The organism is Aquabacterium sp. OR-4 (genome assembly GCF_025290835.2).
Classification (GTDB): Bacteria; Pseudomonadota; Gammaproteobacteria; order Burkholderiales; family Burkholderiaceae_C; genus Pseudaquabacterium.
Map to the genome: position 1 here is coordinate 21,565 of NZ_JAOCQD020000004.1, position 26,490 is coordinate 48,054.

The window sequence follows — 26,490 nt, forward strand, 5'->3', positions numbered from 1 at the left end:
GTGGCTGGCCTCGGGGTCCGTGCTGAATGCGCCACACCTCACCGGGTTTTCTCCAATGCCCTGCCAAGACGCTGAACTCAAAATGTGACCGGTCACATTGGACGGCCTGCCAAGGTCGGCAGTGCGCTCAATTCGTTCCCTGACTCAAGCAACACAACGCCTGGAGACACCCACCATGAAGAGACCTGTTCTGCACCCCCTGGCCATGGCCATGCTGTCTGCGCTGTCTGCCTATTCGACAAACAGCGCATACGCACAGGCGGCCCCCGCGGCCAAGGCCGAGCAGGAAGTCATCGTGACGGCGAACAAGGTCAGCCAGTCGGCGCTGAAGGTGGGGGCCTCGCTGTCGGCCGTGGGCGCCGATGACCTGCGCGAACTGGGCGTGGCCGATGCCAAGGCCCTGACCGACCTGATTCCCAACACCCAGATCAGCCAGGCGGGCGGCAGCACGGTGGTGGTGAACATCCGTGGCATCGACAACACCAACACCACGCCGGGCGGCGAGCCGGCAGCGGCCTTCCACATCGATGGCATCTACTTCGGCAGGATGAATGCCGCCGGCTCCGCCTTCTTCGACATCGAGCGGGTGGAAGTGCTGCGCGGGCCGCAGGGCACGCTGTACGGACGCAACGCCAACGCCGGCGTGGTGAACGTGATCACCAAGGCGCCCAACAGCGTGCGCGGCGGCTACGTGTCGGGCGAACTGGGCAACCTGGGCCAGATGCGGTTCGACGGCGCGTACAACCTTCCGGTCAACGACAGCCTGGCCCTGCGCATGGCGTTCTCGTCGAACCGGCGCGATGGCTACTCGCAGACCAAGACCGCCACCAACGGTTTCGGCGAGAACCGGGACAACGTCCACACCGATTCGCTGCGCCTGCAGGCCCTGGCGAAGTTCTCACCGCAGACCACGCTGCACCTGTCCTACGACTTCAGTGCCAACAAGGGTTCTGGTCCGAACTACTACGACCTGACCAGCGGCGTCATCCCAACCCGCAAACTGGTTGACACCACCAATTCGCTGGAGGGCAAGTTCAACGACCAGTCGTATGGTTGGAAGGCAGAACTCAAGACCGACCTGGGCTTTGCCAACCTGACCTACATCTACGGCGACCGCAGCTTCAAGCAGCGTGAGGACTATTCGGTTTCGGCACTGGCGCTGCTCGCGGATGCCGATGTGCACCAGACCTCGCATGAGCTGCGCCTTGCATCGCGCGACAACGGCCCGCTGCAGTGGGTGGGGGGATTGTTCGCGTACAACGAGAAGACCACGAACCTGGTGCTCGATGGCGTGGTGCCAGCGCCCGGCCCATTGACTGCAGCCCAGTGCGGCGGCTTGCCAAGCTGCTACGGCATCCTCAGGTATACCGATGGCCTGCTCGAGAACGATTCGAAGGCCGTGTTCGGCCAGATCACCTACAGCCTGGACAGCCAGAACCGGCTGATCGCCGGCGCGCGCACCACCTCCGACAGAAAGCTGCGAAGCAGCGGCCAGCAGTTCTTCAGCTCGGACGGCACCTTCGATCCCGCCACCGGCTTCATCACCCCGCTGTATGGCGAGGGCAAGTGGAAGAGCCCCACCTACCGTCTGGGCTATGAACGCGACCTGGCGACGAACCAGATGTTCTACGCCAGCGTCTCCACGGGCTTCAAGGCCGGCGGATTCAACGATGGCGACACCCGGACCCAGCCCGAGTTCATCTACCGGCCCGAGAAGATCAACTCCTACGAAATGGGCGTCAACGGCAAGTTCCTGAACAATGCGCTGCAGTTGACGTCCTCGCTGTTCCACTACAAGTACAGCGAAATGCAACGCACGGGCATCGTGAACAACTCTGCCGTCACGGTGAACACCGGCCGCGCCAGCGTCAGCGGCCTGGAGGCCACCGCGCGGTACCGCATCAGTCCCGTCGGACGTGTGGATCTGAGCCTGGGCTTGCTGGATGCCAAGTACAGCGACTTCCACACGCCGAACGGCGCCGACTTCTCCGGCCGCAGCATGGACAAGTCGCCGCAGTTCACCTTGAACCTGGGCTACACCCACCACTGGGATCTGGCGTCCGGCGCACGGCTGACAGGCTATGTGGGCACCAAGTACTCGTCGGCCTACAACCTCACCGACGTGGGCACGGCAACGGCTGCACCCATCGTGTTCCGCCAGCAGTCGTTCACGAAGTCGAATCTGTCCATCATGTACACCAGTCCGAGTGATGCCTTCGACGTGCAGGTCTATGTGAAGAACCTGGAGAACACCTCGCAGCTGATGGGCACCACCAGCCTGGCCGGCACCAACTATGGCTACATGAGCGAGCCGCGCACCTTCGGCGTTCGATCGACCTTCCGCTTCTGATCCCGCACCGGGTGGCCCGCCGGCCACCCGGTCAGCGACGGCCCAGGTATCGGCCTGCGCGCCATCATGTTGAAAGGCCCTCCGATGCCGCGTACTGCGATGTGGTTTTCCCTGTGCCTGGCGGCCTGCCTGACGTCGGTGCCCTGCGCCGCGGCAGACTCATTTGCAGTCACGCTGGACCCGGCGCAGAACGGCCGGTACACGGTGGATCCGGCGGTGCCGGCGAACGGCAGGCTGCCTGCTGGCACCGTGCTGACCGTCACCGCGCAGCCGAATGCGGGTTATGCCTTGGATTCCGGCTACTACGCCGTCCCCGGTCGCTGGGGCGTCTCGTACCACGAGTCGATGACGCCACGCTTCAAGGTCACTGTCACCCAGGACATGCGCATCGGTGCGTCCTTCATCCGCCAGTCCGAGCTGGCGCATGTGGTGGTGAGGCAGGACATCGTCTATGCCAAACCCGGCGTGAAGCCGCTGAAGTACGACGTCTTCACACCGAAGGGCGCCAAGGGACCGCTGCCGATCGTGGTCATCATCCACGGCGGTGGTTGGGTCAGCAACGATGAAAACATCATGCGAGGCCTGGCCCGTGAGCTGACCCGGGGCGCTGAATTCGTGGTGGCGAGCATCGACTATCGATGGGCGGGCAAGGCGGACGGCGACGCCACAGGCAACTCGATGGCCAACCTCGTCGAAGATGTCTACGGCGCCATCGCCCACATCATGGCCCATGCCAGCACCTATGGCGGCGATGCCTCGCGCATCGTGCTGACGGGCGACAGTGCCGGCGGCCACCTGGCCGCCGTGGCATCGCTGATGGTGGACAGGATCGGCGACGGTGGCTTTGGCCGGACGGCGGGTGTCTTCGAGTTCAAGCCCAGCTACCTGCCGAAGGGCAAAGCATCCGCCGATGTCCGCGCGGAGATGTCGCAGGCCATCAAGGGGGCGGCCCCCAGTTACGGTGTGTTCGGTGGCCCGCTTCTGAGTCATCACTCCGACGACCCGGCGGCTGATGACGGCTGGAAGGCGGCGATCGAGCCCATCCGGCACATTCCACCCGCCACGGTGCGTGCCGTGCCGCAGTACCTGACGCGCGGCACCGAGGATCCGGTGATCACCGACGCCATGTGCAAGGCGTTTGTCGAGGGCTTGGTGGCTGTGGGCCAGCGGGCAGAGTACGTGCAGATCGGCGGGGCCAACCACGCGTTCTTCGACTGGAGCCCCGACGCCAGCCGGCAGGCCACCTTCAAGCGGCACGGCGTTTACCACGCGGCGAGGATGAAGGCGTTCTTCGCGTCGGTGGTGAACCCGTGACGACCGCTGCGTGGCGATGCCGCGTGTGCCCGGTGCCGCGCGTTCCCTTCAGTTGAAGCGGTGCTCTGTGACGCTGCGGTAGACCTGCCCGGGCCTCAGCACGGTGGACGGCCAGTCAGCGCTGACGGGACGGTTGGGTGAGTCCGGGTTGTGCTGGGTCTCCAGGCAGATCCCGTCGCCCTGGCGGTAGACCCGACCGCCGGTGCCGGCCAGGCCGGCGTCAAGTGAGTTTCCTGAGTAGAACTGGATCGCGGGCTCGGTGCTGTGGACTTCCAGGCTGCGGCCTGATGCCGGATCGCGCAGCGTGGCGGCCCAATGCAGCGCACCATCGAAAGGCGCGTCCAGCACCCAGTTGTGGTCATACCCGCGTGCGCGCACGAGTTGTGGATGCGCCTGGCGGATGCGCTCGTCGACAACGCGCGGCGTGCGGAAGTCGAACGGCGTTCCGGCCACCGTGGCATGTTGCAGCGGAATCATGGTCGCATCGACTTCGGTGTAGCGCTGCGCCGGAATCGTCAATTCGTGGCCCAGAGCCGAACCTTGGCCGGCCAGGTTGAAGTAGCTGTGGTGCGTCAGGTTGACGACGGTGGGGCGATCGCAGCGCGCTTCGTATTCGATGCGCCAGCGCCGCTCCAGGCCCAGGCTGTACCGCACCGTGATGTGCAGACGGCCAGGGAATCCTTCCTCGCCGTCTTCGGAAATGCGCTTGAGCACCAGGGCCACGGCCTCGTCTGGTGCGGGCACGGCCGGCTCCGCTTGCCAAAGCCGGGTGCCAAACCCCATCGCGCCGCCGTGCAGGCAGTTCGCCCCTTGATTGCAGGCCAACTGGTGCACCTGACCGTCGATCTCAAAGCGTCCCTGTGCAATGCGATTGGCATAGCGTCCGACGATGACACCGAAGAAGGGGTTGCGGTGCAGGTAGTCGTCCAGGTGGTCGAAGCCCAGCACGACATTGGTGCTGTGGCCGGTGGCATCCGACAGGTCCAGGCGGCTGACGATGCCGCCCAGCGTCAGGACGTTCAGACTCAATCCGCTGCCATTGACCAGCGTGTACTCATGCACCGGCTGGCCGTCAGGCATGGCGCCGAAAGGCCGACGCGTGAGAACGAGCTGGCTTGTTGTCATGGCTGCAACCGATTCATCTCAGGGCTGGTGCCTGCCGAAAGAACGCGCTGCCAAGCAACTGGCAGAGCGTTCAAGGAATTCAGGAGTCAAACCGGTTCAAGGCCGTCTTGTCGTTCACGGAGGCGAGCACCCGTTGCAAGGCGCGCCGACGGTTGGCCCAGCTGCGGGATCCGCATGCCTGTGCGATCGAGTGAACGACCGTGTCGACGCCCGCCTCGTGGATCCGGGCGATCGAGCCATAGCCGGCGGCTTCGAGCCGCTCCACCACGCGTTCGCCCACGCCTCGCTCGCGCAGCAGCAGGAGGCGCTCGGGTTCTGAAAATCGGCGAAAGGTCGGCACTTCAGTCATGGCAGATGCTGGAGAGTGGGTGACGGCGCGGGCGCGCCCTGCGCGCCACGGTCATCGGGGGTTGAAAGGTCAGGGCCGCCGGCAGACGCCTCGCCCTGTGTGAGATGGGATGTGAGGGCGGCCGGGGGCTTGCCTGAAATGATCATGGCCAGCACCTCGTCCTCGGTGACGCGGGAAGTCGCACACTGGCCCACCTGCCGGCCGTTCTTCATCACCAACAGGCGGTGCGACAGCGCAAACACGTCGGGCATGTCGTGCGTGACCAGCAGGATGCCGACGCCCTCGGCGCTGAGGCGCCGGATCAGGTCGTGCACCATGGCGGTCTCGGCCGGCCCGAGGGCGGCACAGGGCTCGTCCATGATCAGCACGCGAGCCTTGAACTGCAGCGCCCGCGCGATCGCGACAACCTGGCGCTGGCCGCCCGACAGCGACTTGACCGGATCGTCGATGTTCCTGAAGTTCGGGTTCAGTCGCGCCAACAGCGGCAGCGCCGCGGCGCGCATGGCCACGTCGTCGAGCAGGCCCAGCCGCGTGCGCAGTTCGCGTCCGAGAAAGAGGTTGGCCACGGCATCCAGGTTGTCGGCCAGCGCCAGCTTCTGGTGGATGGTCTCGATGCCGGCGCTGCGCGACGCGGCGGGGCTGTCGAAGATCTTGCGCTGCCCGTCCAGCCACAACTCACCGCCGTCGAACGGCAGCGCGCCGGCCAGCATCTGCATCAGCGTGGACTTGCCGGCACCGTTGTGGCCCAGCACCGCCAGCACCTCGCCCGGCGCCAGCGTGAACGACAGGTCATCGACCGCATGCACGCCGCCGAAGGCCTTGCGCGCGCCGCGCACTTCCAGCAGTGCGCTCATCGCTGGATCACCCGGTCGAACACGACGGCGATCACCAGCACCTGGCCCAGCACCACCATGCGCCAGCCGATGCCCACGTCGGTCAGCAGCAGGCCGCTGTCGATGCTCTGGATGATCAGCGCGCCCAGCACCGTGCCGCCCACGCCGCCGCTGCCACCGGCCAGCGACACACCGCCGATCACCGCCGCGGCGATGACGGTCAGCTCCATGCCCATGCCCATGGCGTTGGTGCCGGCGTTGAGGCGGGCCACCGCCACCAGCGCGGCCAGGGCCACCAGCGCCGCCAGCAGCAGGTTCAGCTGGATCAGCACGCGCCGCACCGGGATGCCGGCCAGCCGGGCTGCGTCGGGGTTGCCGCCGATCGCGTACACATAACGCCCGAAGCGGGTGTGCGTGGCCAGCAGGCCCAGCAGCAGCACCACCGCCATCCAGATCACCAGCGGCAGCGGCAGGCCCTGGCCCTCGGCCTGGCCCTCGATGCGGTAGGCGTTGAACACCGCCACACCGCCCAGCACCCCCACGCCCGCCAGCGCGCCCTTCAGCAGCACGGCACGCGCCTCGCCGGCTGCGCCGAAGGCCCGGTGCCGTGCGCGCCATTGCTGCCACTGCCAGCCCCACACGCCGAGCAGCAGGCCGGCGCCCAGCAGCCAGCTGCCGCGCTCGCCCAGCGAGCCATGGACACCGCCGCCCAGGGCCAGCAGCCAGGGCTCGGTCACCGGCTGGGTCTTGCCGTCGGCCACCAGGAAGGCCAGGCCGCGCAGCGACACCAGCCCGCCCAGCGTCACCACGAAGGACGGGATGCCAACCACCGCCGACAGGGCGCCATGGAACAGCCCGACCAGCAGCGCCAGGCCCAGGCCCGCCGCCAGCGCGGCCGGCGCCGGCCACGCTTGCGAGTACAGCAGCCAGGCCATCAGCACGCCCACGGCACTGAGCAGCGAGCCCACGGCCAGGTCGATCTGCCGCGCCACGATGACCAGGGCCATGCCGCTGGCGACGATGCCGACCACCGCCGTCTGCTGCGCGATGTTGTAGAGGTTCTCGGCGGTCAGAAAGCTGCCGGTGAGGGCGTGAAAACCGATGGCGATGGCCACCAGCACGGCCACCATCATCGCCTGCCGCCGGGTCTGGGCGTTCATGGCCGCGCTTACTTGCAGGCGGCCGGCGCCCGCGCCGGATCCACACCCTTGCAGACCACGGCCTTGGGCGCCCAGCCGGCGCTGATCACCACGCCCAGGTTGGCCTGGGTGACGGCCACCGGCGCCAGGAACTTGGCCTGCAGCTGCACCTTGCGCTCGCCGCCGGCCCAGGGTGCGGCGCCGTCCACCTTCTGGCCGTTGGCCAGTTGCACGGCTGCGGCCGCCGCCTCCTTGCCGAGCGCGCGGGAATCCTTCCACACCGTCACCGTCTGCGTGCCCAGCGCCACGCGGTTCAGCGCGGCATGGTCGGCGTCCTGCCCGCTCACCGGCACGCCCTGCAGGCCGCGCCCGGCCAGGGCCGCGATCACGCCGCCCGCGGTGCCGTCGTTGCTGGCCACCACGGCATCCACGCCGCCCTTCAGGCGGGTGAGGATCTGCTCCATGTTCTTCTGCGCCACCTCGGGCTTCCAGCCGTCGGTGTATTCCTCGGCGACGATCTTCACGTCGCCACTCTTGACGGCCTGCGCCAGCGCGTCCTGCTGGCCGGCGCGCAGGAAGTCGGCGTTCGGATCGCTGGGCGAGCCCTTGATCATCACGTAGCGGCCCTTGGGCTTGGCGGCCAGCACGGCGCTGGCCTGCAGCCGGCCGACCTCGCGGTTGTCGAAGGTCAGGTAGAAGACCTCGGGCGCCTCGATCAGGCGGTCGTAGGCCAGCACCGGCACCTTGCGCGCCTTGGCCTTGGCCAGGGCCGGGGCGATGGCGTCCTTGTCCATGGCCAGGATGACCAGCACCTTGGCGCCCTTGGCCAGCAGCGATTCCACGTCGGCGATCTGCTTCTCGGGCGAGCCGCCGGCGTCGGCGCTCAGGTAGCTGCCGCCCAGGCGTGTCAGCTCGCCCTTGATCGCGGCCTCGTCGGTCTTCCAGCGTTCCTCCTGGAAGTTGGACCAGCTCACGCCCACCACCGGGCCGGCCGCATGGGCGCCCGTGGACATCATCATCAGCATTGCCGCAGCGGCGGCGGTCAGTGTCGTCTTCATCGCATCGTCTCCCACATGAAAGCGGTTGGTCTTCATCGTTCGTGATCCACGGTGTCGTGGCGGACTCATGACAGCGCCGCGAAGTCGCCCCCGGCGGCCTGCCCGCGCCCATGGACGCCGAGGCGCAGGCGCAGCAGCCTGCCGCCGTGGCGCAGCGTGACGCCGGACTGCGGCGGTCCCTGCAACCGCACGCTCACCAGACGGCCGGCGGCCCAGTCCAGGTCCACCACCAGGCCACCCCGGGCGCGCGCGCCATGCAGATGCCCGCTCGGCCAGGCGCGGGGCAGGGCGGGCAGCAGGTGCAATTCACCGCCCCAGGACTGCAGCAGCATCTCCAGGATGCCGGCGGCGCCACCGAAGTTGCCGTCGATCTGAAACGGCGGGTGGGCGTCGAGCAGGTTGGGATAGGTGCGCACCGGGCCCAGCAGGCCCAGCAGGATGCGGTGGGCGCGCTCGGCGTCACCCAGCCGCGCCCACAGCGCCAGGCGCCAGGCCGTGGCCCAGCCGGTGCTCTCGTCGCCGCGGGCGTCCAGCGTCACGCGCGCGGCCTTCGCCAGGGCCGGCGTGTCGCGCACGTTGATCTGGCTGCTCGGATACACGGCGTACAGGTGCGAGACATGGCGGTGGCGCCGGTCGGGGGCCTGGCCATCCCAGTCGTCCAGCCATTCCTGCAACTGGCCCTGCGCACCGATGCGGTCGGTCGGCAGCCGCTCGCGGGCGCGGCGCAGCGCCGCGGTGAACGTGGGGTCGGCCGGCCCCGACAGGGCCAGGGCCTGCAGCGTGGCGTCGAACAGGTCACGCAGGATCTGCCGGTCCATCGCCGGCCCGGCGCACAGCGCGGCGCCGCGGTGGTGCTCGTTCTCGGGCGAGATCGACGGCGAGGTCACCAGGCCGCCGCTGGCCGGGTCGACCACCAGCGTGTCGAGGAAGAACTGGCTGGCACCGGTGAGCAGCGGCAGCAGCCGCGCCAGCTGTCCGGGCTGGGGCTGGTACTGGTGGCAGTCCCACAGCGTCAGGCACAGCCAGGCGCCTCCCAGCGGCCACATGCCCCACAGCGCGCCATCGATGGGCGCGCTGGCGCGCCACAGGTCGGTGTTGTGGTGCGCCACCCAGCCGCGCGCGCCATAGCTGTCGCGCGCGGTGCGTGCGCCGGTGACGGCCAGGTCCTCCACCAGGAGCAGCAAGGGCTCCACACAGACGCCCAGGTTCGCCGGCCCGGCGGGCCAGTAGTTCATCTGGGTGTTGATGTTGATCGTGTACTTGCTGCCCCAGGGCGGATTGACGCCCTCGTTCCACAGCCCCTGAAGATTGGCCGGCTGGCTGCCCGGCCGTGAGCACGACAGCAGCAGGTAACGCGCATACTGCACGTACAGGACGGTCAGCGATGCATCGCCGCCCCGCGTGGCGGCTGCGACGCGCTGGTCGGTGGAGGAGCTGGTGGCGGCAGGGGGGGCGGCATCGCCGATCTGCAGGTCCAGCGTGCGGAACAGGGCCTGGTGCGCCCGCACATGGTCGGCCCGCATGGCGGCCCAGGGGCGGGCCGCCGCCGCGCGGGTGCGACGGCGCACCGCCTCGACCGGGTCGCCGTCGACGCGGCCGAAGTCGACATGGCTGGTCTCGCCCGCTACCAGCACCGTCAGCGTGCGTGCGCCGCGCACGCTCAGGCGGTCGCCCACCGCGCGCAGCTCGCCATCACCCACCACCTGCACCCGCAGCGCATAGCGCAGCGCGCCGGCCACGCCGTGTGCGGCCTCGTTGCGGCCCTGGATCAGCAGGGCACCGTCGCCGTCCGGGCCGATGCTCAGCGTGCCGGGGCGCCGCGCCGCGCGCAGCGATTCGCGGTGGTCCCAGTCGGCGCCGACGAAGGCCACGCCCTGCGGTGCCGGCCGGGTGCTGCCGTAGTCCACCGGGCCGGGATGGCGGTGGCCGATGTCCAGGTCCAGCGCGCCGTCGGCGTCCACCTCGAGGCGGATGACCACGACCTGGTCGACGACGCTGCTGAACACCTCGCGCCGGTGCGCGCATGCGCCATCTTGGAAGCGGGTGTGCGCGATGGCCGTGTCTAGATCCAGGCTGCGCCGGTAGGCGGACGCCTGGCGCAGGCCCGGAAAGTCCAGGAACAGGTCGCCGGCGCTGCCGAAGGGCATCTGGTGCCGCGGCCGGGCCATCAGCGCGTCGTCCACCACGGCCTGGGCCTCGTGCCAGCGCCCCTGCGCGATCAGTGCCCGCGCCTGGGGCAGGGCGTCGCGGAACTTCGGGTTGTCGGGCACGTAGGGGCCGCCGGCATGCAAGGTGTCGATGTTGAGCTGCAGGCGCTCCTGCGCCGGCCGGCCGAAGACCATCGCCCCCAGCCGGCCGTTGCCCACCGGCAGGGCCTCCACCCACGGACCGGCGGCGCGCGTATACCAGAGCGTGAGCGGCGCCGACTCCGGCGCCAGCGTTGGCGTCTGCGCCGGCACCGCGTCCCCGGCCTGGCCCAGCGCCGGTGCCAAGGCCCCGGCGGCCACCAGGCGCCGGCGCGTGATGCGCGTGCTGTTCACCGGTGCCGCCCCGTCACGGCCCGAGGGCCTCGAAGTCGACCCAGGCGAAGTCGGCCACCGCCGGCTTGGCGCTGTCGCTGACGGCGAACACGCCCATGTAAACCCCGGTGAAGCCGCCGGCCGTCTCGGTCGACAGCTGGTGCGTCGGGATCGTGCACAGGGTCTGCCATTCGCCCGGCGTGTGCGCCGTGCGCCACGACAGCGTGTACTGCGTGGGCGTGGCCAGCACCTGCAGCTGCAGCGCCGCGCTGGCCGGCACCTCGGTGCTGTGGTGCAGCAGCCGGCGGCTGCCCAGCTGCTGCACGCACTCCAGGCGGGGCTGCGCGCCGCCGCGCCGTTGCAGCAGGGCGTGGTGCGTTTCGTTCATGCGCAGGGCCAGGCCCGCGGCATCGCCGTCGGCCTGGGGGCTGAACTGCAGTTCGGTGGCGAAGCGCTGGTTCAGGCGCTCCTGGCGCCGGCCGACGAAGCTGGGCGTGCCGATGCGGTCCAGGCCCGTGCGGGCACCGGTCAGGCGCAGCTGGCCGGGCCGCTCGGTCAGCGACCACTGTCCGCTGGCGAAGCTGCGCAGAAAGGCCCAGTGCGGCGGCAGGCGGCGGTCGGCCGCGAAGGTCTCGCGCACGGGCGGGGCCGGCCACGGCGCCCAATCGGGCAAGTCGCGTGTGGGTTGCTGCAGCTGCAGCGTGCCGCCTTGTCCGAACACGGGCCAGCCGTCGCTGCGCCAGTGCACCGGGGCCAGCAGGGTCTCGCGGCCGATGTGGTGGTGGCGGCCGCCGGCCGCCCGCTGCGCGCGGATGCCCAGCAGCACGGCCCACCAGGCGCTCTGCGGCGTCTCGATCAGGTCGGCATGGCCCAGGGCCTGCAGCGGATGGTCCTTCAGGTGCCGGTGGGTCAGCACCGGGTTGTCGGGGTGGGGCTCGAACGGCCCCCAGGGCGAGCGCGAGCGGGCCACCGTGATGCGGTGGTCGAACGAGGTGCCGCCCTCGGCGATGACCAGGTAGTACCAGCCCTGGCGCTTGTACAGGTGCGGGCCTTCCGGCCACACGCCGCCCATGCCGCGCCAGACCAGCCGCGGCTCATCCAGCAGCCGCCCGGCGCCGAGGTCGACGCGCGCCTGGTAGATGCCGCCGTCCTGGCCGCCGCCATGGCGGGTGAAGAAGACCGTGCCGTCGTCGTCGAAGAACAGCGACGGATCCATGCCGAACACCGACTCGGGCAGGCGCACCGGGTCTGACCAGGGGCCCGCGGGGTCGGTGGCCGTGACGTAGAAGTGGCCGATGCCGTTCACATCGGTGGTCACGATGTGCAGGCGCTCGCCCTGGCAGCGGATCGTCGGCGCGAAGATGGCCTCCGAGCTCTTGCGCCCGGGGAAGCTGATCTGGCTCTCGCGCGACAAGGCGTTGCCGATCAGCCGCCAGTGCACCAGGTCGCGGCTGTGGTAGACCGGCAGGCCGGGCAGGTACTCGAAGGTGCTGGTGACGAGGTAGTAGACGTCACCGCGCCGGCAGACGCTCGGGTCTGACGCGAAGCCGCTCAGCACCGGGTTCTCGAAGCTCGGGGGGCGCGGGGCCGGCGCGGCAGCGGGCGTGGCGCTGGCGGCGGGGGTGGCCGGGGTGGCCGCGCCGGCCGTTGCGGCGCTGGCGGGCAGCACCGCGGCGGCCAGGGCCAGGCGGCCCAGCAGAGGGGCGATGGATCTCACGGGAGGCAAGCCTTCGCTGTCGGGATCGGGGCGCGCTGCGGCCGGTCAGGGCGTGCGCCGCTGGGTGGCCGCCCGCTGGTCCAGCACCAGGCGCTGGACCACGGCGTTGTCGTCCAGGCGCCAGAGCCGGATCACGTGGCGGCCGGGTTCCAGCCGCGCGAAGCGGGCGCTGAGCACGGCCTTGTTGTCGCGCACGGCCTTGGCCCAGTCCTTCTCCTCGCGGGTGCGCTCGGCGCCAGTGGCCGGGGTCAGCGCCAGCCGCAGCTCCTGCGCCGGCTGGTCGTCGATGGCCACCGCCAGGCGGACGGCGCCGGTTCCGGCGGTGTCCAGCGTGGGCACCATGTGCAGCTCGAGCACGGCCTCGCCCGCCACATCGGTCTGCACCTCGTACTCCAGGCGCACGTCGTCGGCCCGGGTGGTGGCGGCGCGCCCCTGCGGCAGCGCCGTGACCGCACCGGCGGTGTGGCCGAGGTTCGGGATGGCCGTCCAGGCCAGGCTCTTGCCGGCCACCGAGCGGCTGAACTGCCCGGCCTCCAGCTCGATGAGGCCGGGCACGCGGGCCGGCTGGCCGGCGGCGGCCAGCTGGCGGTCCACATCGGCGGCGTCGGCGCTGCCGGCCACCCGGGTCAACGCAGGCATGACTTGGGTCTTGGGGTCGTTCCAGCTGGTGTAGCCGATGTGGGTCTGCGACATCATGCCCACCCACTTGCCGCCGCCGAGCTGGTGGTACTGGTCGCTGAGTTCCTGGTCGCGCTTGAAGGCGGCCTCGGCACGGTCGGCAAACACATTGGCGCGCGGGTCGCCGCTGGCGGCGAGCTTGCGGTTCCAGGCCACCGTGTAGTACAGGCGGTAGAGGTTGGCCAGCGCCGCCACCGGGTGCTCGACGAGCTGGAAGTAGGCGTCCAGCTGGTCGGCGCGCAGCTGCTGCCGCACCGCGCGCATGCGGGCCTCCAGCCGGTCCCACTCGGCCACGCGGCGGCCGAAGTCGCCGCCGTCCAGCGCGCCCGGGCTGGCCTGGCCCAGCGCGAAGCTCTGCGGATCCACCAGCTCGGGCTTGCGCCGCGCCGCGTACTGGCTGTAGCGCGTGACGATCTCGCCGATCTCGGCCGCATGGGCCTGGCCGAAGGTCTTGGCCGCCCAGTCGGCGGGGTAGGCCGCCAGCGCCGCCGCCGACATGCGGCCCGGGGCCCAGGCCATGTCGAGGAAGAAGCTGATCGGGAACTCCATCGGCTTGATGTCGCCCACGTTGACGATCCACAGCCCGTTGGCGCCGTGCTCGTGGGCCAGGTTCATCTGCTGCCAGGTCTTCTCGATCTGGTTGGTGTTCAGCCACTTGTAGCTGCGCGGGCCGCCCACGTAGTCGAAGTGGTAGTAGATGCCGTAGCCGCCGGCGCGCGTGGCCTGGCGCTCGGGCAGGCGCCGCAGCTGGCCCCAGTTGTCGTCGCAGAACAGCAGCAGCACGTCGTCGGGCACCTTCATGCCCTTGTCGTAGTAGTCCTGCACCTCCTTGTACAGCGCCCACATCTGCGGCGTCTTCTCGGCCGGCTGGCGGGTCACCTCGGCAATGATCTTGCGCTGGTCGCTGACGATGGTCTCGAGCAGCGAGGTGGCGGTGTCCTCGCTCATCGGCTCGTCGCCGTCGCCGCGCATGCCCACGGTCACCAGGGTGTCGCGTGCGCTGCCGTCGGGGCGGCTCATCAGGCGCTCGATGCCGCCGCGCCAGAACTGGCGCAGCTGCGTGGCGTTCTTGCCGTAATCCCAGGCGCCGCCCTTGAAGCGCGCCCATTCGTCGTGCGCGCGTGTCATCGGCTCATGGTGCGAGGTGCCGACGACGATGCCCATCTCGTCGGCCAGCACCATGTTGCGCGGGTCGTCGGCATAGAAGGCGCGCGGCGGCCACATCGCCGGCCACAGGTAGTTGGCCTTCAGGCGCAGCATCAGCTCGAACACATGCTCGTACATCGCCGAGTTGGCGCCGCCGAAGCGGGTGTGCGACCAGGTGCTGAAGGCCGGCGCCTCGTCGTTGATGAAGATGCCGCGGTACTTGACCTGCGGCTGGTCACGCCGCTCGCCGGCCTTGACGAACACGTCTGGCCGGCGCGCCACCGGCACATCGGCCCACCACACCCACGGGCTGACGCCCATGCGCGCGGCCAGGTCGTAGATGCCGAAGACCGCCCCGCGGCGGTCGGCGCCGGCGATGACCAGCGCCCGCGTGATGCCGGGCAGCGGCTTCTCCACCACGGCCTGGCGGAAGGCCTCCCACTGGCCACGCAGGTCGTCGGTCTTCACCAGGCGGCGCGCGGCCAGGCGGTCCAGCAGCGCGCTGCGGCCCGGCACGCCGACGATGACGACCTCGCCGCGCAGGTCGGCCACGCGGTGGTGCACCAGCGCGCGCTGGCCCGAGACACGCTCAAGATCCGAGGCCAGGCTGCGCGCGGCGCGCTGCACGGCCGGGTCGGCATCGGCATCGACATAGATGGACACCGGGCGCCCCTCGCGCACCAGGCCCAGCGCGCGGCCACCGGGATCACGGTCGCACACCGACACCGGGGTGTCGCAGCCACCGGTCGCGGCGCCCGCCGGGGCCAGCAGCACCAGCCACAGGCCGGCGACCCACATCAAACGCTTCTTCAAAGCATGTCTCCAGAAGGTACTTGTCGCGAACGTGCAAACACAAATGGTCGCGCAATCATCGCACCTTATTCGAGATCTTCCGTCGCTAAGTCAGTGCTTTCCCTAGGTGAAATCACCATCAATCCATTGTCTCGGCCTCTTACCTTGTGTGCCGATGTCAATGCATAATCATCAAATGGTAGCGCAATCTTTCTGCCCGGGAATGCATCCTGGCACGGGCGTCCCGCAGCCTCTGGTCCAGGCCGGGGCCATGGCGGCGGTGAACCCGCCCGCCTGCACGGGGGCCCGGGCATGAGCCGCAGCGCCGACGACCTGCGCAGCGCGCGCTGGTTCGCCAAGGACGACTTCCGCAGTTTCGGTCATCGCAGCCGGGTGCTGCAGATGGGCTACGACCATGGCGACTTCATCGGCCGCCCGGTCATCGCGATCATCAACACCTGGAGCGACGCGAACCAGTGCCACACGCACTTCAAGCAGCGGGTGGAGGATGTCAAGCGCGGCATTCTGCAGGCCGGTGGCTGGCCGCTGGAGTTTCCGGCCATTTCTCTGAGCGAGAGCCTGGTCAAGCCCACCTCGATGCTCTACCGCAACTTCCTGGCGATGGAGACCGAGGAGCTGCTGCGCAGCCATCCGGTGGATGGCGCGGTGCTGATGGGCGGCTGCGACAAGACCACGCCGGGCCTGCTGATGGGCGCGCTGAGCATGGGCCTGCCCAGCATCTACCTGCCCGCCGGGCCGATGCTGCGCGGCAACTGGCGCGGCCAGGTGCTGGGCTCGGGCTCGGATGCCTTCAAGTACTGGGACGAGCGCCGCGCCGGGCGCCTGGGCGACGCCGCCTGGCACGAGATGGAGGCCGGCATCGCCCGCAGCCATGGCACCTGCATGACCATGGGCACGGCGGCCACGATGATGGGCATTGCCGAGGCCCTCGGCTTCACGCTGCCCGGCGCCAGCAGCATCCCGGCGCCTGACGCCAACCATGTGCGCATGTCCGCCGAGTGCGGGCGCCGCATCGTGCAGATGGTGTGGGACGACCTGACCCCCGCCCGGATGCTCACACGCGGCAGCTTCGCCAACGGCATCGCGGTGGCCATGGCCATGGGCTGCAGCACCAACGCCATCATCCACCTCATCGCCATCAGCCGCCGTGCCGGCCTGCCGCTGACGCTGGACGACTTCGATGCGGCGAGTCGCCATGTGGGCGTCATCGCCAACATCCGGCCCAGCGGCGAGCGCTACCTGATGGAAGACTTCTTCTACGCCGGCGGCCTGCCGGCGCTGATGAACGTGATGCGCGGCAAGCTCGATCTGGGCGCGCTGACCGTCAATGGCCGCACCGTGGGTGACAACATCGCCGGCGCCGAGGTCTTCAACGACGACGTGATCCGGCCTCTCGGGAATCCCATCTATGCCGAGGGCGCGCTGGCCGTGCTGCGCGGCAACCTGGCGCCGGATGGCGTGGTCATCAAGCCCAGTGCCGTGGCGCCGCACCTGCTGCAGCACACCGGCCGCGCCCTGGTGTTTGACGACTACCCCAGCCTGAAGCTGGCCGTCGATGACCCGGACCTGGACGTCACCGGCGACGACATCCTGGTGTTGCGCAACGCCGGCCCCAAGGGCGCGGGCATGCCGGAGTGGGGCATGCTGCCCATCCCCACCAAGCTGCTGCGGCAGGGGGTGACCGACATGCTGCGCCTGTCGGATGCACGCATGAGCGGCACCAGCTACGGCGGCTGCCTGCTGCACTGCAGCCCGGAGGCCTTCGTCGGCGGCCCGCTGGCGCTGGTGAAGACCGGCGACCGCATCACCGTGGACGTGCCGGCGCGAACCATCCACCTCGAGGTCAGCGATGCCGAACTGGCCGCGCGGCGGGCCGACTGGCAGCCTCAGCCCGACCGCTATGAACGCGGCTACGGCTGGATCTTCTCGCGCCACATCCTGCAGGCCCATGAGGGCTGCGACTTCGATTTCCTGGAAACCAGCTTCGGCGCCCCGGTGCCCGAGCCACTCATCTACTGAGGCCTGCCACGATGCTGCCCGACACCCGCCGCCAGCTGATGGCCGTCAGCACGGCCACGCTGTGCACCGCGCTGTTCAAGCGCGGCCTGCGCCACCAGTTCATCCAGAACGTGCGCCCGCTGAACCCCGCGCTGCCGAACATGGTGGGCCCGGCCTACACGCTGCGCTACATGCCCGCCAGGGAAGACCTGAACGGCATCGCCGTCTTCACCGACCGTGCGCACCCGCAGCGCAAGGCCGTCGAGGAGTGCCCGGCCGGCGCGGTGCTGGTCATCGACAGCCGCCAGGATGCGCGGGCCGCGTCGGCCGGTGGCATCCTGGTCTCGCGCCTGATGGTGCGGGGCGTGGCCGGCGTGGTCACCGACGGCGGCTTCCGCGACAGCCCCGACATCGCGCGGCTGGCGATTCCCGCCTACCACCAGCGGCCCAGCGCGCCGACCAACCTGACGCTGCACCAGGCCATCGGCATCAACGAGCCCATCGGCTGTGGTGACACGCCAGTGTTTCCGGGTGACATCGTCGTCGGTGACGCCGAGGGCGTGGTGGTCATCCCGGCGCACCTGGCCGACGAGATCGCCGCCGAGGCCACCGAGATGACGGTGTTCGAGGACTATGTGCAGGAGCAGGTGCTGGCCGGCCGCAGCGTGCTGGGCCTGTACCCCCCCACCGATGCCGACGTGGCGGGGCACTTCGCGCGCTGGCGCGCTGCGGCCGGTCGATGAGCCACGCCATGACCACCGCCACCTCCCCGGTCCCGTGGACGAAGGCCTTGCGCTGGCGTATCTGCGCGCTGCTGTTCGCCGCCACCACCATCAACTACATCGACCGCAACGCGCTGTCGGTGCTCAAGACCAGCCTGCAGCAGCCCTTGTCGGCCGGCGGGCTGGCGCTGACCGATGCCGACTATGGCTGGATCACCTTCGCGTTCACGGCGGCCTATGCCGCCTTCCCGCCGGTGATCGGATCGGCCATCGACCGCTTCGGCGTCAAGCGCAGCCTGGCCGTGGCCCTGGTGCTGTGGTCGCTGGCCTCGGCGGCCCATGGCCTGGTGGCCACGGTGCTGGGCCTGGTGGTCGTGCGCTTCCTGCTGGGCATGGCCGAGGCGGCGCACTTCCCGGCGGCCATCAAGGCCGTGGCGATGTGGTTTCCGCAGAACGAGCGCGCCCTGGCCACCGGCGTGTTCAACGCCGGCACGGCGCTGGGCATCGTGGCCTCGCCGGTGACGGTGTGGCTGGCGCTCAGCTTCGGCTGGCAGGCGGCCTTCGTCGCCATCGGCGCGGCGGGGCTGCTGTGGCTGGTGTTCTGGCAGCGCGGCTTCCATGCGCCGGACGATCATCCCCGGCTGAGTGCCGCCGAGCTGGCCCATATCCGCCACGGCGACGCGCCCGCGGGCCCCGCGGTGCGCCTGCCCTGGACCGCGCTGCTGCGCTACCGCGAGATCTGGCCCTTCCTGCTGGGCAAGATGCTGACCGATCCGGTCTGGTGGTTCTTCCTGTTCTGGCTGCCGTCCTACCTCGAGCGCGAGCGCGGCCAGAACCCGCTCAAGAGCGCCGGCCTGGTGGCGCTGATCTACCTGTGCTCCAGCGCAGGCTCCGTCCTGGGCGGCTGGCTGTCGGGCCACCTGTCCAAGCGTGGCTGGCCGGTGGGCAAGGCGCGCCTGGCCACCATGGGCCTGTTCGCCGCGTGCATGCCGGGCAGCATCCTGGCCTACCGCACCGACAGCTTTGCCGTCTGCGTGGCGCTGATCGCGCTGGCCACGGCCTGCCACCAGGCCTGGTCGGCCAATCTTCTGACCTCGGCCACCGACCTGTTCCCGTCGCGCATCTCGGGCGCGGTGGTCGGCCTGGGCGCCACGGCCGGCGGCATCGGCGGCATGTTCATCGCGCTGCTCACGGCGCTCACCGTGCAATGGACGGGCACCCAGCAATGGGCCTTCGTCTATGCCGGGGTCATGCACCTGACCAGCCTGGCGATCTTCTGGGTCTGGTTCAAGGGCCGCTTCCAGCGCGTGGACGCCACGACCAGCCCCGACCTCACGCAGACCCACCGCCCGCTGCTGGCCGCCGGCGCCAGCGTTGCCGCGCTGGGCAGCGTGCTGGTCTGGCTGATCGCCACGCACTGGAGCGACTGCGTGGCCGCCGCCAAGCTCTCCGGCGCGGCCCAGGCCCTCACCGCCGCCGGCGGCCTGGTGCTGATCGGCGGCCTGCTGCTGCACGCCGGCCGTGCCCATGCCAACACGGGTGAACCCGTCGACGCCCAACCCGATGCGTGTCTTCAACCGCGCACCTGAACCCTCTTCCTGCCAATGATTGCCAATCCCATCCTGCCGGGCTTTCATGCCGATCCGTCCATCTGCCGCGTGCCCGGCGTGGACGGCGACGACTACTACATCGCCACCTCCACCTTCGAGTGGTGGCCGGGCGTGCGCATCCACCATTCGCGTGACCTGGTGAACTGGCGCCACCACAGCTATGCCGTCACGCGCACCAGCCAGCTCGACCTCACCGGCCACCCCGATTCGGCCGGCGTCTGGGCGCCGTGCCTGAGTTATTCGCACGGCAAGTTCTGGCTCATCTACACCGATGTGCGCTCCACCGTGGGGGCGTTCAAGGACACGCACAACTACCTGATCACCGCGCAGAGCATCGAGGGCCCCTGGAGCGAGCCGGTGTACCTGAACAGCTCGGGCTTCGATCCGAGCCTGTTCCACGATGCCGACGGCCGGCACTGGCTGCTGAACCAGCAGTGGACGCACTGGCCCGGCAAGCACAACTTCAACGGCATCCTGCTGCAGGAGTACGACGCCGAGGCGCGGCGCCTGGTGGGCCCGGTGAAGAACATCTACGCCGGCACCGCGCTGGGCGTCGTCGAAGGCCCGCACCTGTACCGGCGCAAGGGCTGGTACTACCTGCTGACGGCCGAGGGCGGCACCTACTACGAGCATGCGGTCACGCTGGCCCGCTCGCGCCAGATCGACGGGCCGTACGAGACGCTGCCCGGCAATCCGCTGATGACGGCCTGGCGCAAGCCCACCGACGGCCTGCAGCGCAGCGGCCACGCCAGCCTGGTGGAGACGGCGCATGGCGAGTGGTTCATGGCGCACCTGTGCGGCCGCCCGCTGGAGTGGAGCGGCCCGAACGCCGCGCGCAACAACCCCGAAGCCGGCTACGACGGCCTGCACTGCCCGCTGGGCCGCGAGACGGCGCTGCAGCGCATCCACTGGCGCGACGACGACTGGCCCGAACTGGTTGGGGGCCATGGCCAGCAGCCGAGCATGCACATCGAGCCGCCGCAGCTCCCTGCGCATCCGTTCCCGGCCGAGCCGGTGCGTGATGACTTCGACGCACCCACGCTCAGCGGCCACCTGAACTCCCTGCGCCGGCCGGTTGATGCCAATTGGGCATCGCTGACCGCCCGGCCCGGTCATCTGCGCCTGACCGGGCGCGAGTCGCTGATGAGCCTGTTCGACCAAAGCCTGCTGGCGCGCCGGCAGCAGCACTTCCGCTGCCGTGTCGAGACCCGCGTCGACTTCGAGCCCGAAAGCTTCCACCAGATGGCCGGCCTGACCGCTTACTACAACACGCGCAACCACGCCTACCTGCACGTGACGCGCGATCCCGACAGCCAGCAGCGAGTGGTCAGCCTCACCGTGAACCGGCAGGGCCAGATGAGCGGCCCGGCCGATCCGGTGGCGCTGGCCGCGGGGCCGGTGGACCTGGCCGTGGAGTTCAACCACGACACCTACCAGTTCCAGTTCCGCCAGGACGGCGGCGCCTGGCGGTCGATCGGCCCGGCGCTGGACACCGCCATGCTGAGCGACGAGTTCGCCACGCGCTTCGTCAACGGCTTTGCCGAGAGCTTCGGCTTCACCGGCAACTTCATCGGCCTGGCCTGCCAGGACCTGGCCGGCACGCGCCAGACGGCGGACTTCGACTACCTCAGCTACGAGGCCAGGGTCTGATGCCTTCCGCCCGGCAGGCTTGCCATGGCACGTACGACAACATGAGGAGACCCCGATGACCGTCCACGAACGACTGTCGTTCATCGAGAAGGCTGGCTACAGCTGCGGCGACGCCGCAGCGAACCTGGTCTTCATGTCCATGATCCTGTTCCAGCTGAACTTCTACACCGACGTGTTCGGCCTGAGCGCGAACACGGCCGCGGCGATCCTGCTGTGGCCGCGGCTGTGGGACGCCATCTTCGACCCGGTGATGGGCGTGCTGGCCGACCGCACCAACACGCGCTGGGGCAAGTTCCGCCCCTGGGTGCTGTGGACATCCGTGCCCTGGGCGGTGGTGATGGTGCTGGCCTACACCGCACCCGATCCGGCCTGGGGCTGGAGCACGGGCATGGTGGTGGCCTATGCCGGCATCACCAACACGCTGCTGATGACGCTGTACTCGATGAACAACATGCCCTACTCGGCGATGAGCGGCGTGATGACCGGTGACCTGAACGAGCGCACCAAGCTCAACTCGTTCCGCTTCGTCTCGGTCAATGCGGCGCAGTTCATCGTCGGCGGGCTGACGCTGCCGCTGGTGGCCAAGTTCGCGCAGGGCCATGACCGGGCGCATGGCTGGCAGGTGACCATGACGCTGTGGGCCGTGGCCTGCCTGGTGCTGTTCCTGGTGACCTTCTTCACCACCCGCGAGCGCATCAAGCCGATCTCGGGCGAGCAGGCCTCGCCCAAGCAGGACTTCCTGGACCTGCTGAAAAACGGCCCGTGGATCGCGCTGGTGGTCTACACCATCTTCCACTTCGCGCTGCTGTCGTTTCGCGGCGGCGCGCACTACAACTACTACCACCACTACGTCGACAAGGCGGCGATGTTCGACTTCATCGCCGCGCTGGGCCTGACCACGCCCGATCCGGCCGGCACCGGCAGCCTGGCCGATGCGCTGGGCTACATCGTGCACGGCACGCGCGATCAGGTGGCGAACTCGAACGTCGCCGATGTCTTCAACAGCATCATCAACATGACCGGCACGGCCGTGACCATCGTGGTGATCATGCTGTCGACCGGGCTGTCGGCGCGCTTCGGCCGGCGCGCGGTGGGCATCGGCTGCTTCGGCCTGTCCACGCTGACCGCCTGCGCGCTGTACCTGCTGCCGCCCACGGCGGTGTGGGCCATGCTGGGCCTGGCCGTGCTGGGTGCCGCGGTCTACGCGCCCAGCGTCGCCGTGATGTGGTCGATGTATGCCGACGCCGCCGACTACTCCGAGTGGCAGACCGGCCGGCGCTTCACCGGCATGGTGTTCGCCACCATCGGCTTCGCGCTGAAGACCGGCCTGGCCCTGGGCTCGGCCAGCTTCCTGTGGCTGCTGGCCGGCTTCTTCGGCTACGACACGCAACAGCCCGCGGCCGCCAATGCCATCGAGGGCTACCGCGTCCTGTCCAGCCTGGCGGTGGGCGCGCTGTTCGCCGCCTGCACGCTGTCGCTGCTGGCCAACAAGCTGGACAAGAAGACCACCACGACGATGGCGGAAGAACTGGCCCAGCGTCGCCAGCAGGCCGGCGCCGTGCCCGCCGCTGCCTGACCCGCCTCACCACCCCGAAACCACCGCAAGGAACCCGCCATGAGCACCGTCTATTCCGATCTGCCCGTCGTCCAGTACGAAGGCCCCCAGTCCACCAACCCGCTGGCCTACCGCTGGTACGACGCCAAGCGCGTGGTGCTCGGCAAGACCCTGGCCGAGCACCTGCGCCCCGCCGTCTGCTACTGGCACAACTTCTGCTGGAAGGGCGAGGACATCTTCGGCCTGGGCAACACCGTGTTCCAGCGCCCCTGGTTCGCCGAGGCCGATCCGGTCAAGGCTGCCTACCTGAAGCTGGACGCGGCCTTCGATTTCTTCGGCAAGCTGGGCCTGCCGTACTGGTGCTTCCATGACCGCGATGTGGCCCCCGAGGGCGCGACGCTGGCCGAGTCCAACCGCATCCTCGACGGCCTGCTCGAGGCCGCCGCCAAGAAGATGCAGGACGGCAAGGTGCAGCTGCTGTGGGGCACGGCCAATCTGTTCTCGCATGGCCGCTTCATGAGCGGCGCGGCCACCAACCCCGACCCCGAGGTCTATGCCTACGCCGCGGCGCAGGTCAAGCATGTGCTGGAGTGGACGCAGCGCCTGGGCGGCGCCAACTACGTACTGTGGGGCGGCCGCGAGGGCTATGAAACCCTGCTCAACACCGACCTCAAGCGCGAGCTGGCGCAGTACGGGCGCTTCCTGGCCTCGGTGGTCGAGCACAAGCACAAGATCGGCTTCAAGGGCACGATCCTGATCGAGCCCAAGCCGCAGGAGCCCACCAAGCACCAGTACGACTACGACAGCGCCACGGTGTACGGCTTCCTCAAGACCTACGGCCTGGAGAACGAGGTCAAGGTCAACATCGAGGTCAACCACGCCACGCTGGCCGGCCACAGCTTCGAGCACGAGGTGGCCACCGCCTGCGCGCTGGGCATCTTCGGTTCGCTGGACGCCAACCGCGGCGACGAGCAGCTGGGCTGGGACACCGACCAGTTCCCGAACAACCATGTGCAGCTGGTGCCGGCGATGCTCGAGCTGATCCGCGCTGGCGGCTACGGCAACGGCGGCACCAACTTCGACGCCAAGGTGCGCCGCCAGTCCATCGACCCGATCGACCAGCTCGAGGGCCATATCGGCGGCATGGACACCATGGCCCGCGCCTTCCTCAGTGCCGCGGCGCTGTACGAGAGCGGCGATCTGGAGCGCGTGGTGGCCGAGCGTTATGCCGGCTGGCAGGGCCCGCTGGGCAAGGCCATTGAATCGGGCGCCAGCCTCGATGAACTGGCCAAGCTGGTGCATCAGAACGGCGTCTCGCCGGCACCGCGTTCGGGCCGCCAGGAGCGGCTCGAGAACGTCGTCAACCGCTTCGTCTGAAGCCCGCCGCGCCTTGCAGTCCAACGGCCGCGCGCCGTCCACCAAGAAAGAGTCCCGATGTACCTGGGCATTGATCTCGGCACGTCCGAGCTGAAGCTGCTGTTGCTGGATGACCAGCACCGAATTGTCGCCACCACCGGCGTGGGCCTGACCGTGCAGCGCCCGCAGCCCCTGTGGAGCGAGCAGGACCCCGACGACTGGTGGCAGGCGCTCGAGCTGGGCATGCAGAAGCTGCACCGCACGCATGGCGCGGCCATGGCCGGCGTGCGCGGCATCGGCCTGTCGGGCCAGATGCACGGCGCCGTCACGCTGGACATGGCCGACCGCGTGCTGCGCCCGGCCATCCTCTGGAACGACGGCCGCAGCGGCCAGCAGTGCGCCGAGATGATGGCCGCCTGCCCGGAACTGCCGGCCATCACCGGCAACCTGGCGATGCCCGGCTTCACGGCGCCCAAGCTGGCCTGGATGCGCCAGCATGAACCGGCGCTGTTCGAGCAGGTGGCCACCGTGCTGCTGCCCAAGGACTGGCTGCGCCTGAAGCTCAGCGGCGAATACCTCAGCGAGATGAGCGATGCCGCGGGCACGCTGTGGCTGGATGTGGCCCGCCGGCGCTGGTCGACCGAGGCCCTGGCGCTGACCGGCCTGAACGAAGGGCACATGCCGGCCCTGGTGGAGGGCAGCGATGTCAGCGCCGTGCTCAAGCCCGAGCTGGCGCTGCGCTGGGGCCTGCCGGCCGGCATCCCGATCGCCGGTGGCGGCGGCGACAACGCGGCCAGCGCCGTGGGCATGGGCGTGGTCCGGCCCGGTGACGGCTTCCTGTCGCTGGGTACCTCGGGCGTGATTTTCCTGTGCAACCAGGCCTTCAGCCCCAACCCGTCGCGCGCCGTGCACGCGTTCTGCCATGCGCTGCCTGGCACCTGGCACCAGATGAGCGTGATGCTCAGCGCGGCCAGCGCGCTGCGCTGGGTGACGCAGCTGCTGGGCGAGCAGGACGAGGCCACGCTGATCGCCAAGGTGGCCGCGATGGACGAGCGCCAGCGCCAGCAGGCACCCATCTTCCTGCCCTACCTGAGTGGCGAGCGCACGCCGCACAACGATGCCCATGCGCAGGGGGTGTTCTTCGGCCTCACGCATGAGCACGACGCCGCGGCGCTGGGCTATGCCGTGCTGGAAGGCGTGGGCTTCGGCCTGCTGGACGGCTGGCAGGCGCTGCTGGCCGGTGGCGGCGGCGCCCAGCAACTGTGGCTGGTGGGTGGCGGCGCCCGCAGCGAGTGGTGGGCCCAGCTGCTGGCCTCGATGCTCAACGTGCGCCTGGTCAACGGCGTGGGGGCCGAGGCCGGCGGCGCGCTGGGCGCCGCCCGCCTGGCTTGGCTGGCCACCGGCGGCACGGTCGACCAGGTCTGCCGCATGCCCGAGATCGCCCGCGTGGCCGAGCCCGATGCGCGGCTGGCGGCCACGCTGCAGCCGCGCCACGCCCGCTTCAAGCGGCTGTACGACGCGCTGCGCAGCGAGTTCGCCACGCCCCTGCCGGCGGCGCCGGTGTCCGAACCCTCGCCCGACGGCCGCACCGTCCACTGCGCATGAACAGCCTCGAATTCCTGCGTCGCTACACGACGGTCGTCGCCGACACCGGCGACTTCGACCAGCTGGCTCAGTACCAGCCGCGCGACGCGACGACCAATCCGTCGCTGGTGCTGAAGGCCGTACGGCAGCCCCGCTATGCGATGCTGCTGGAACGGGCGGTCGCCGACCACCCCGGCGCCACACCTGCGGTGGTGGCCGAACACCTTCTCGTCGCCTTCGGGCAGGAGATCCTGCGCCATGTGCCGGGCCGCGTGTCCACCGAGATCGACCCGCGTCTGTCCTTCGACACGGCGGCCTCGGTGGCCATGGCCGAGCGCCTGATCGGCCACTACGCCGCGGCCGGCATCGCCCGCGAACGCGTGCTCATCAAGCTAGCGTCTACGTGGGAGGGCATCCAGGCCGCGCGCCAGCTTGAGCGCCAGGGCATCCGCACCAACCTGACGCTGCTGTTCAGCCTGGCGCAGGCCCGGGCCTGTGCCGACGCGGGCGTGACCTTGATCTCGCCCTTCGTGGGCCGCATCTATGACTGGTTCAAGCGCGCCGCCGGCAGCCGGTGGAACGAGGCCGCGATGGCCGGGGCCAACGACCCCGGCGTGCAGTCGGTGCGCGCGATTTACGCACACTACAAGCGCCATGGCATCCGCACCGAGGTGATGGCCGCCAGCTTCCGCAACAGCGGGCAGATCCTGTCCCTGGCCGGCTGCGACCTGATGACGATCAGCCCCGCGCTGCTGGCCGAGCTGGCCCAGTCCACGGCGCCGGTGCAGCAGCAGCTGTTGCCGCCGGCCGGCGCGCCCGAAGCGCCGCCGCCCGCGCTGTCGGAGCCCGAGTTCCAGGCCGCGCTGAACGCCGACGCGATGGCCCGCGAAAAGCTCACCGAAGGCATTGCGCAGTTCGTCGCCGACACCGAGGCGCTTGAACAGTTGATCCGCTCCACACAAGGATAGCCCCCC

18 protein-coding genes are annotated in these 26,490 nt (G+C 69.7%); 10 read left to right on the forward strand and 8 right to left on the reverse strand.

Annotated features, from left to right (window positions below; translation table 11 throughout):
* Positions 1–175 precede the first annotated feature (175 nt).
* Positions 176–2,350: a TonB-dependent receptor gene (locus N4G63_RS25615; RefSeq protein WP_314600616.1), complete on the forward strand. Its 2,175-nt coding sequence runs from the start codon at positions 176–178 to the stop codon at positions 2,348–2,350.
* A gap of 99 nt (positions 2,351–2,449) precedes the next feature.
* Positions 2,450–3,664: an alpha/beta hydrolase gene (locus N4G63_RS25620; protein ID WP_314600617.1), complete on the forward strand. Its 1,215-nt coding sequence runs from the start codon at positions 2,450–2,452 to the stop codon at positions 3,662–3,664.
* Between the two features lie 48 nt (positions 3,665–3,712).
* Here the strand turns inward: N4G63_RS25620 and N4G63_RS25625 are convergent, their stop codons facing one another.
* The 8 genes from N4G63_RS25625 to N4G63_RS25660 all read right to left on the reverse strand — a co-directional run bounded on the left by N4G63_RS25625 (position 3,713) and on the right by N4G63_RS25660 (position 15,026).
* Entirely contained in the window at positions 3,713–4,789 is a 1,077-nt protein-coding gene (locus N4G63_RS25625; RefSeq protein WP_314600618.1) for an aldose epimerase family protein, read from the reverse strand.
* A 79-nt stretch (positions 4,790–4,868) separates the two neighbouring features.
* Complete coding sequence (locus tag N4G63_RS25630; RefSeq protein ID WP_314600619.1) at positions 4,869–5,138, reverse strand: helix-hairpin-helix domain-containing protein; 270 nt, start codon at positions 5,136–5,138, stop codon at positions 4,869–4,871.
* Positions 5,135–5,992: an ATP-binding cassette domain-containing protein gene (locus N4G63_RS25635; RefSeq protein ID WP_314600620.1), complete on the reverse strand. Its 858-nt coding sequence runs from the start codon at positions 5,990–5,992 to the stop codon at positions 5,135–5,137. Before N4G63_RS25635 ends, N4G63_RS25630 begins: the two co-directional genes overlap by 4 nt.
* Positions 5,989–7,131: an ABC transporter permease subunit gene (locus tag N4G63_RS25640; protein WP_314600621.1), complete on the reverse strand. Its 1,143-nt coding sequence runs from the start codon at positions 7,129–7,131 to the stop codon at positions 5,989–5,991. Before N4G63_RS25640 ends, N4G63_RS25635 begins: the two co-directional genes overlap by 4 nt.
* An 8-nt stretch (positions 7,132–7,139) precedes the next feature.
* Positions 7,140–8,204 (reverse strand): substrate-binding domain-containing protein, encoded by a 1,065-nt coding sequence (locus N4G63_RS25645; RefSeq protein WP_443112112.1) that lies wholly within the window; start codon positions 8,202–8,204, stop codon positions 7,140–7,142.
* Between the two features lie 29 nt (positions 8,205–8,233).
* On the reverse strand, positions 8,234–10,708 hold the full coding sequence (locus N4G63_RS25650; RefSeq protein WP_314600622.1) for a glycoside hydrolase family 95 protein: 2,475 nt from the start codon (positions 10,706–10,708) through the stop codon (positions 8,234–8,236).
* 13 nt (positions 10,709–10,721) lie between these two features.
* The gene (locus N4G63_RS25655; RefSeq protein ID WP_314600623.1) at positions 10,722–12,404 is read right to left on the reverse strand and encodes a glycoside hydrolase family 43 protein; all 1,683 of its coding nucleotides are present in this window, start codon (positions 12,402–12,404) and stop codon (positions 10,722–10,724) included.
* Positions 12,405–12,449: 45 nt separating this feature from the next.
* Positions 12,450–15,026 carry a glycosyl hydrolase 115 family protein gene (locus N4G63_RS25660; RefSeq protein WP_314600624.1) on the reverse strand — a complete coding sequence of 859 codons (2,577 nt, stop codon included), beginning with the start codon at positions 15,024–15,026 and terminating at the stop codon, positions 12,450–12,452.
* Between the two features lie 306 nt (positions 15,027–15,332).
* Here N4G63_RS25660 and araD point away from each other — a divergent pair, with 306 nt between their 5' ends.
* Genes araD through tal form a run of 8 tightly spaced genes read left to right on the forward strand, consistent with a single transcriptional unit; the run spans position 15,333 to position 26,484 of the window.
* Positions 15,333–17,060, forward strand: coding sequence for an L-arabinonate dehydratase (gene araD, locus N4G63_RS25665; RefSeq protein WP_314600625.1), 1,728 nt, complete (start codon positions 15,333–15,335; stop codon positions 17,058–17,060).
* Positions 17,061–17,071: 11 nt separating this feature from the next.
* Positions 17,072–17,782 (forward strand): ribonuclease activity regulator RraA, encoded by a 711-nt coding sequence (locus tag N4G63_RS25670; RefSeq protein ID WP_314600626.1) that lies wholly within the window; start codon positions 17,072–17,074, stop codon positions 17,780–17,782.
* An 8-nt stretch (positions 17,783–17,790) separates the two neighbouring features.
* Positions 17,791–19,350, forward strand: a complete 1,560-nt coding sequence (locus tag N4G63_RS25675; RefSeq protein WP_314600627.1) for an MFS transporter — start codon at positions 17,791–17,793, stop codon at positions 19,348–19,350.
* A 15-nt stretch (positions 19,351–19,365) separates the two neighbouring features.
* Positions 19,366–21,021, forward strand: a complete 1,656-nt coding sequence (locus tag N4G63_RS25680; protein WP_314600628.1) for a glycoside hydrolase family 43 protein — start codon at positions 19,366–19,368, stop codon at positions 21,019–21,021.
* Positions 21,022–21,076: 55 nt separating this feature from the next.
* Positions 21,077–22,597, forward strand: coding sequence for an MFS transporter (locus tag N4G63_RS25685; protein ID WP_314600629.1), 1,521 nt, complete (start codon positions 21,077–21,079; stop codon positions 22,595–22,597).
* Positions 22,598–22,636: 39 nt separating this feature from the next.
* Complete coding sequence (xylA, locus tag N4G63_RS25690) at positions 22,637–23,953, forward strand: xylose isomerase (RefSeq protein ID WP_314600630.1); 1,317 nt, start codon at positions 22,637–22,639, stop codon at positions 23,951–23,953.
* Between the two features lie 57 nt (positions 23,954–24,010).
* Entirely contained in the window at positions 24,011–25,537 is a 1,527-nt protein-coding gene (gene xylB / locus N4G63_RS25695; protein ID WP_314600631.1) for a xylulokinase, read from the forward strand.
* A complete protein-coding gene (gene tal / locus N4G63_RS25700) occupies positions 25,534–26,484 on the forward strand; it encodes a transaldolase (RefSeq protein ID WP_314600632.1) in 951 nt (316 codons plus the stop codon). The genes xylB and tal overlap by 4 nt, the downstream gene beginning before the upstream one ends.
* Positions 26,485–26,490 lie beyond the last annotated feature (6 nt).

Excerpts from the sequence above, each read along its gene's own strand:
- N4G63_RS25625 (WP_314600618.1), bottom strand. The coding sequence starts at position 4,789 with ATGACAACAAGCCAGCTCGTTCTCACGCGTCGGCCTTTCGGCGCCATG.
- N4G63_RS25685 (WP_314600629.1), top strand. The coding sequence starts at position 21,077 with ATGACCGTCCACGAACGACTGTCGTTCATCGAGAAGGCTGGCTACAGC.
- araD (WP_314600625.1), top strand. The coding sequence starts at position 15,333 with ATGAGCCGCAGCGCCGACGACCTGCGCAGCGCGCGCTGGTTCGCCAAG.
- xylA (WP_314600630.1), top strand. The coding sequence starts at position 22,637 with ATGAGCACCGTCTATTCCGATCTGCCCGTCGTCCAGTACGAAGGCCCC.
- N4G63_RS25615 (WP_314600616.1), top strand. The coding sequence starts at position 176 with ATGAAGAGACCTGTTCTGCACCCCCTGGCCATGGCCATGCTGTCTGCG.
- N4G63_RS25675 (WP_314600627.1), top strand. The coding sequence starts at position 17,791 with ATGACCACCGCCACCTCCCCGGTCCCGTGGACGAAGGCCTTGCGCTGG.
- N4G63_RS25645 (WP_443112112.1), bottom strand. The coding sequence starts at position 8,204 with ATGAAGACCAACCGCTTTCATGTGGGAGACGATGCGATGAAGACGACA.
- N4G63_RS25660 (WP_314600624.1), bottom strand. The coding sequence starts at position 15,026 with ATGTGGGTCGCCGGCCTGTGGCTGGTGCTGCTGGCCCCGGCGGGCGCC.
- tal (WP_314600632.1), top strand. The coding sequence starts at position 25,534 with ATGAACAGCCTCGAATTCCTGCGTCGCTACACGACGGTCGTCGCCGAC.
- N4G63_RS25670 (WP_314600626.1), top strand. The coding sequence starts at position 17,072 with ATGCTGCCCGACACCCGCCGCCAGCTGATGGCCGTCAGCACGGCCACG.
- N4G63_RS25630 (WP_314600619.1), bottom strand. The coding sequence starts at position 5,138 with ATGACTGAAGTGCCGACCTTTCGCCGATTTTCAGAACCCGAGCGCCTC.
- N4G63_RS25680 (WP_314600628.1), top strand. The coding sequence starts at position 19,366 with ATGATTGCCAATCCCATCCTGCCGGGCTTTCATGCCGATCCGTCCATC.
- N4G63_RS25635 (WP_314600620.1), bottom strand. The coding sequence starts at position 5,992 with ATGAGCGCACTGCTGGAAGTGCGCGGCGCGCGCAAGGCCTTCGGCGGC.
- xylB (WP_314600631.1), top strand. The coding sequence starts at position 24,011 with ATGTACCTGGGCATTGATCTCGGCACGTCCGAGCTGAAGCTGCTGTTG.
- N4G63_RS25620 (WP_314600617.1), top strand. The coding sequence starts at position 2,450 with ATGTGGTTTTCCCTGTGCCTGGCGGCCTGCCTGACGTCGGTGCCCTGC.
- N4G63_RS25640 (WP_314600621.1), bottom strand. The coding sequence starts at position 7,131 with ATGAACGCCCAGACCCGGCGGCAGGCGATGATGGTGGCCGTGCTGGTG.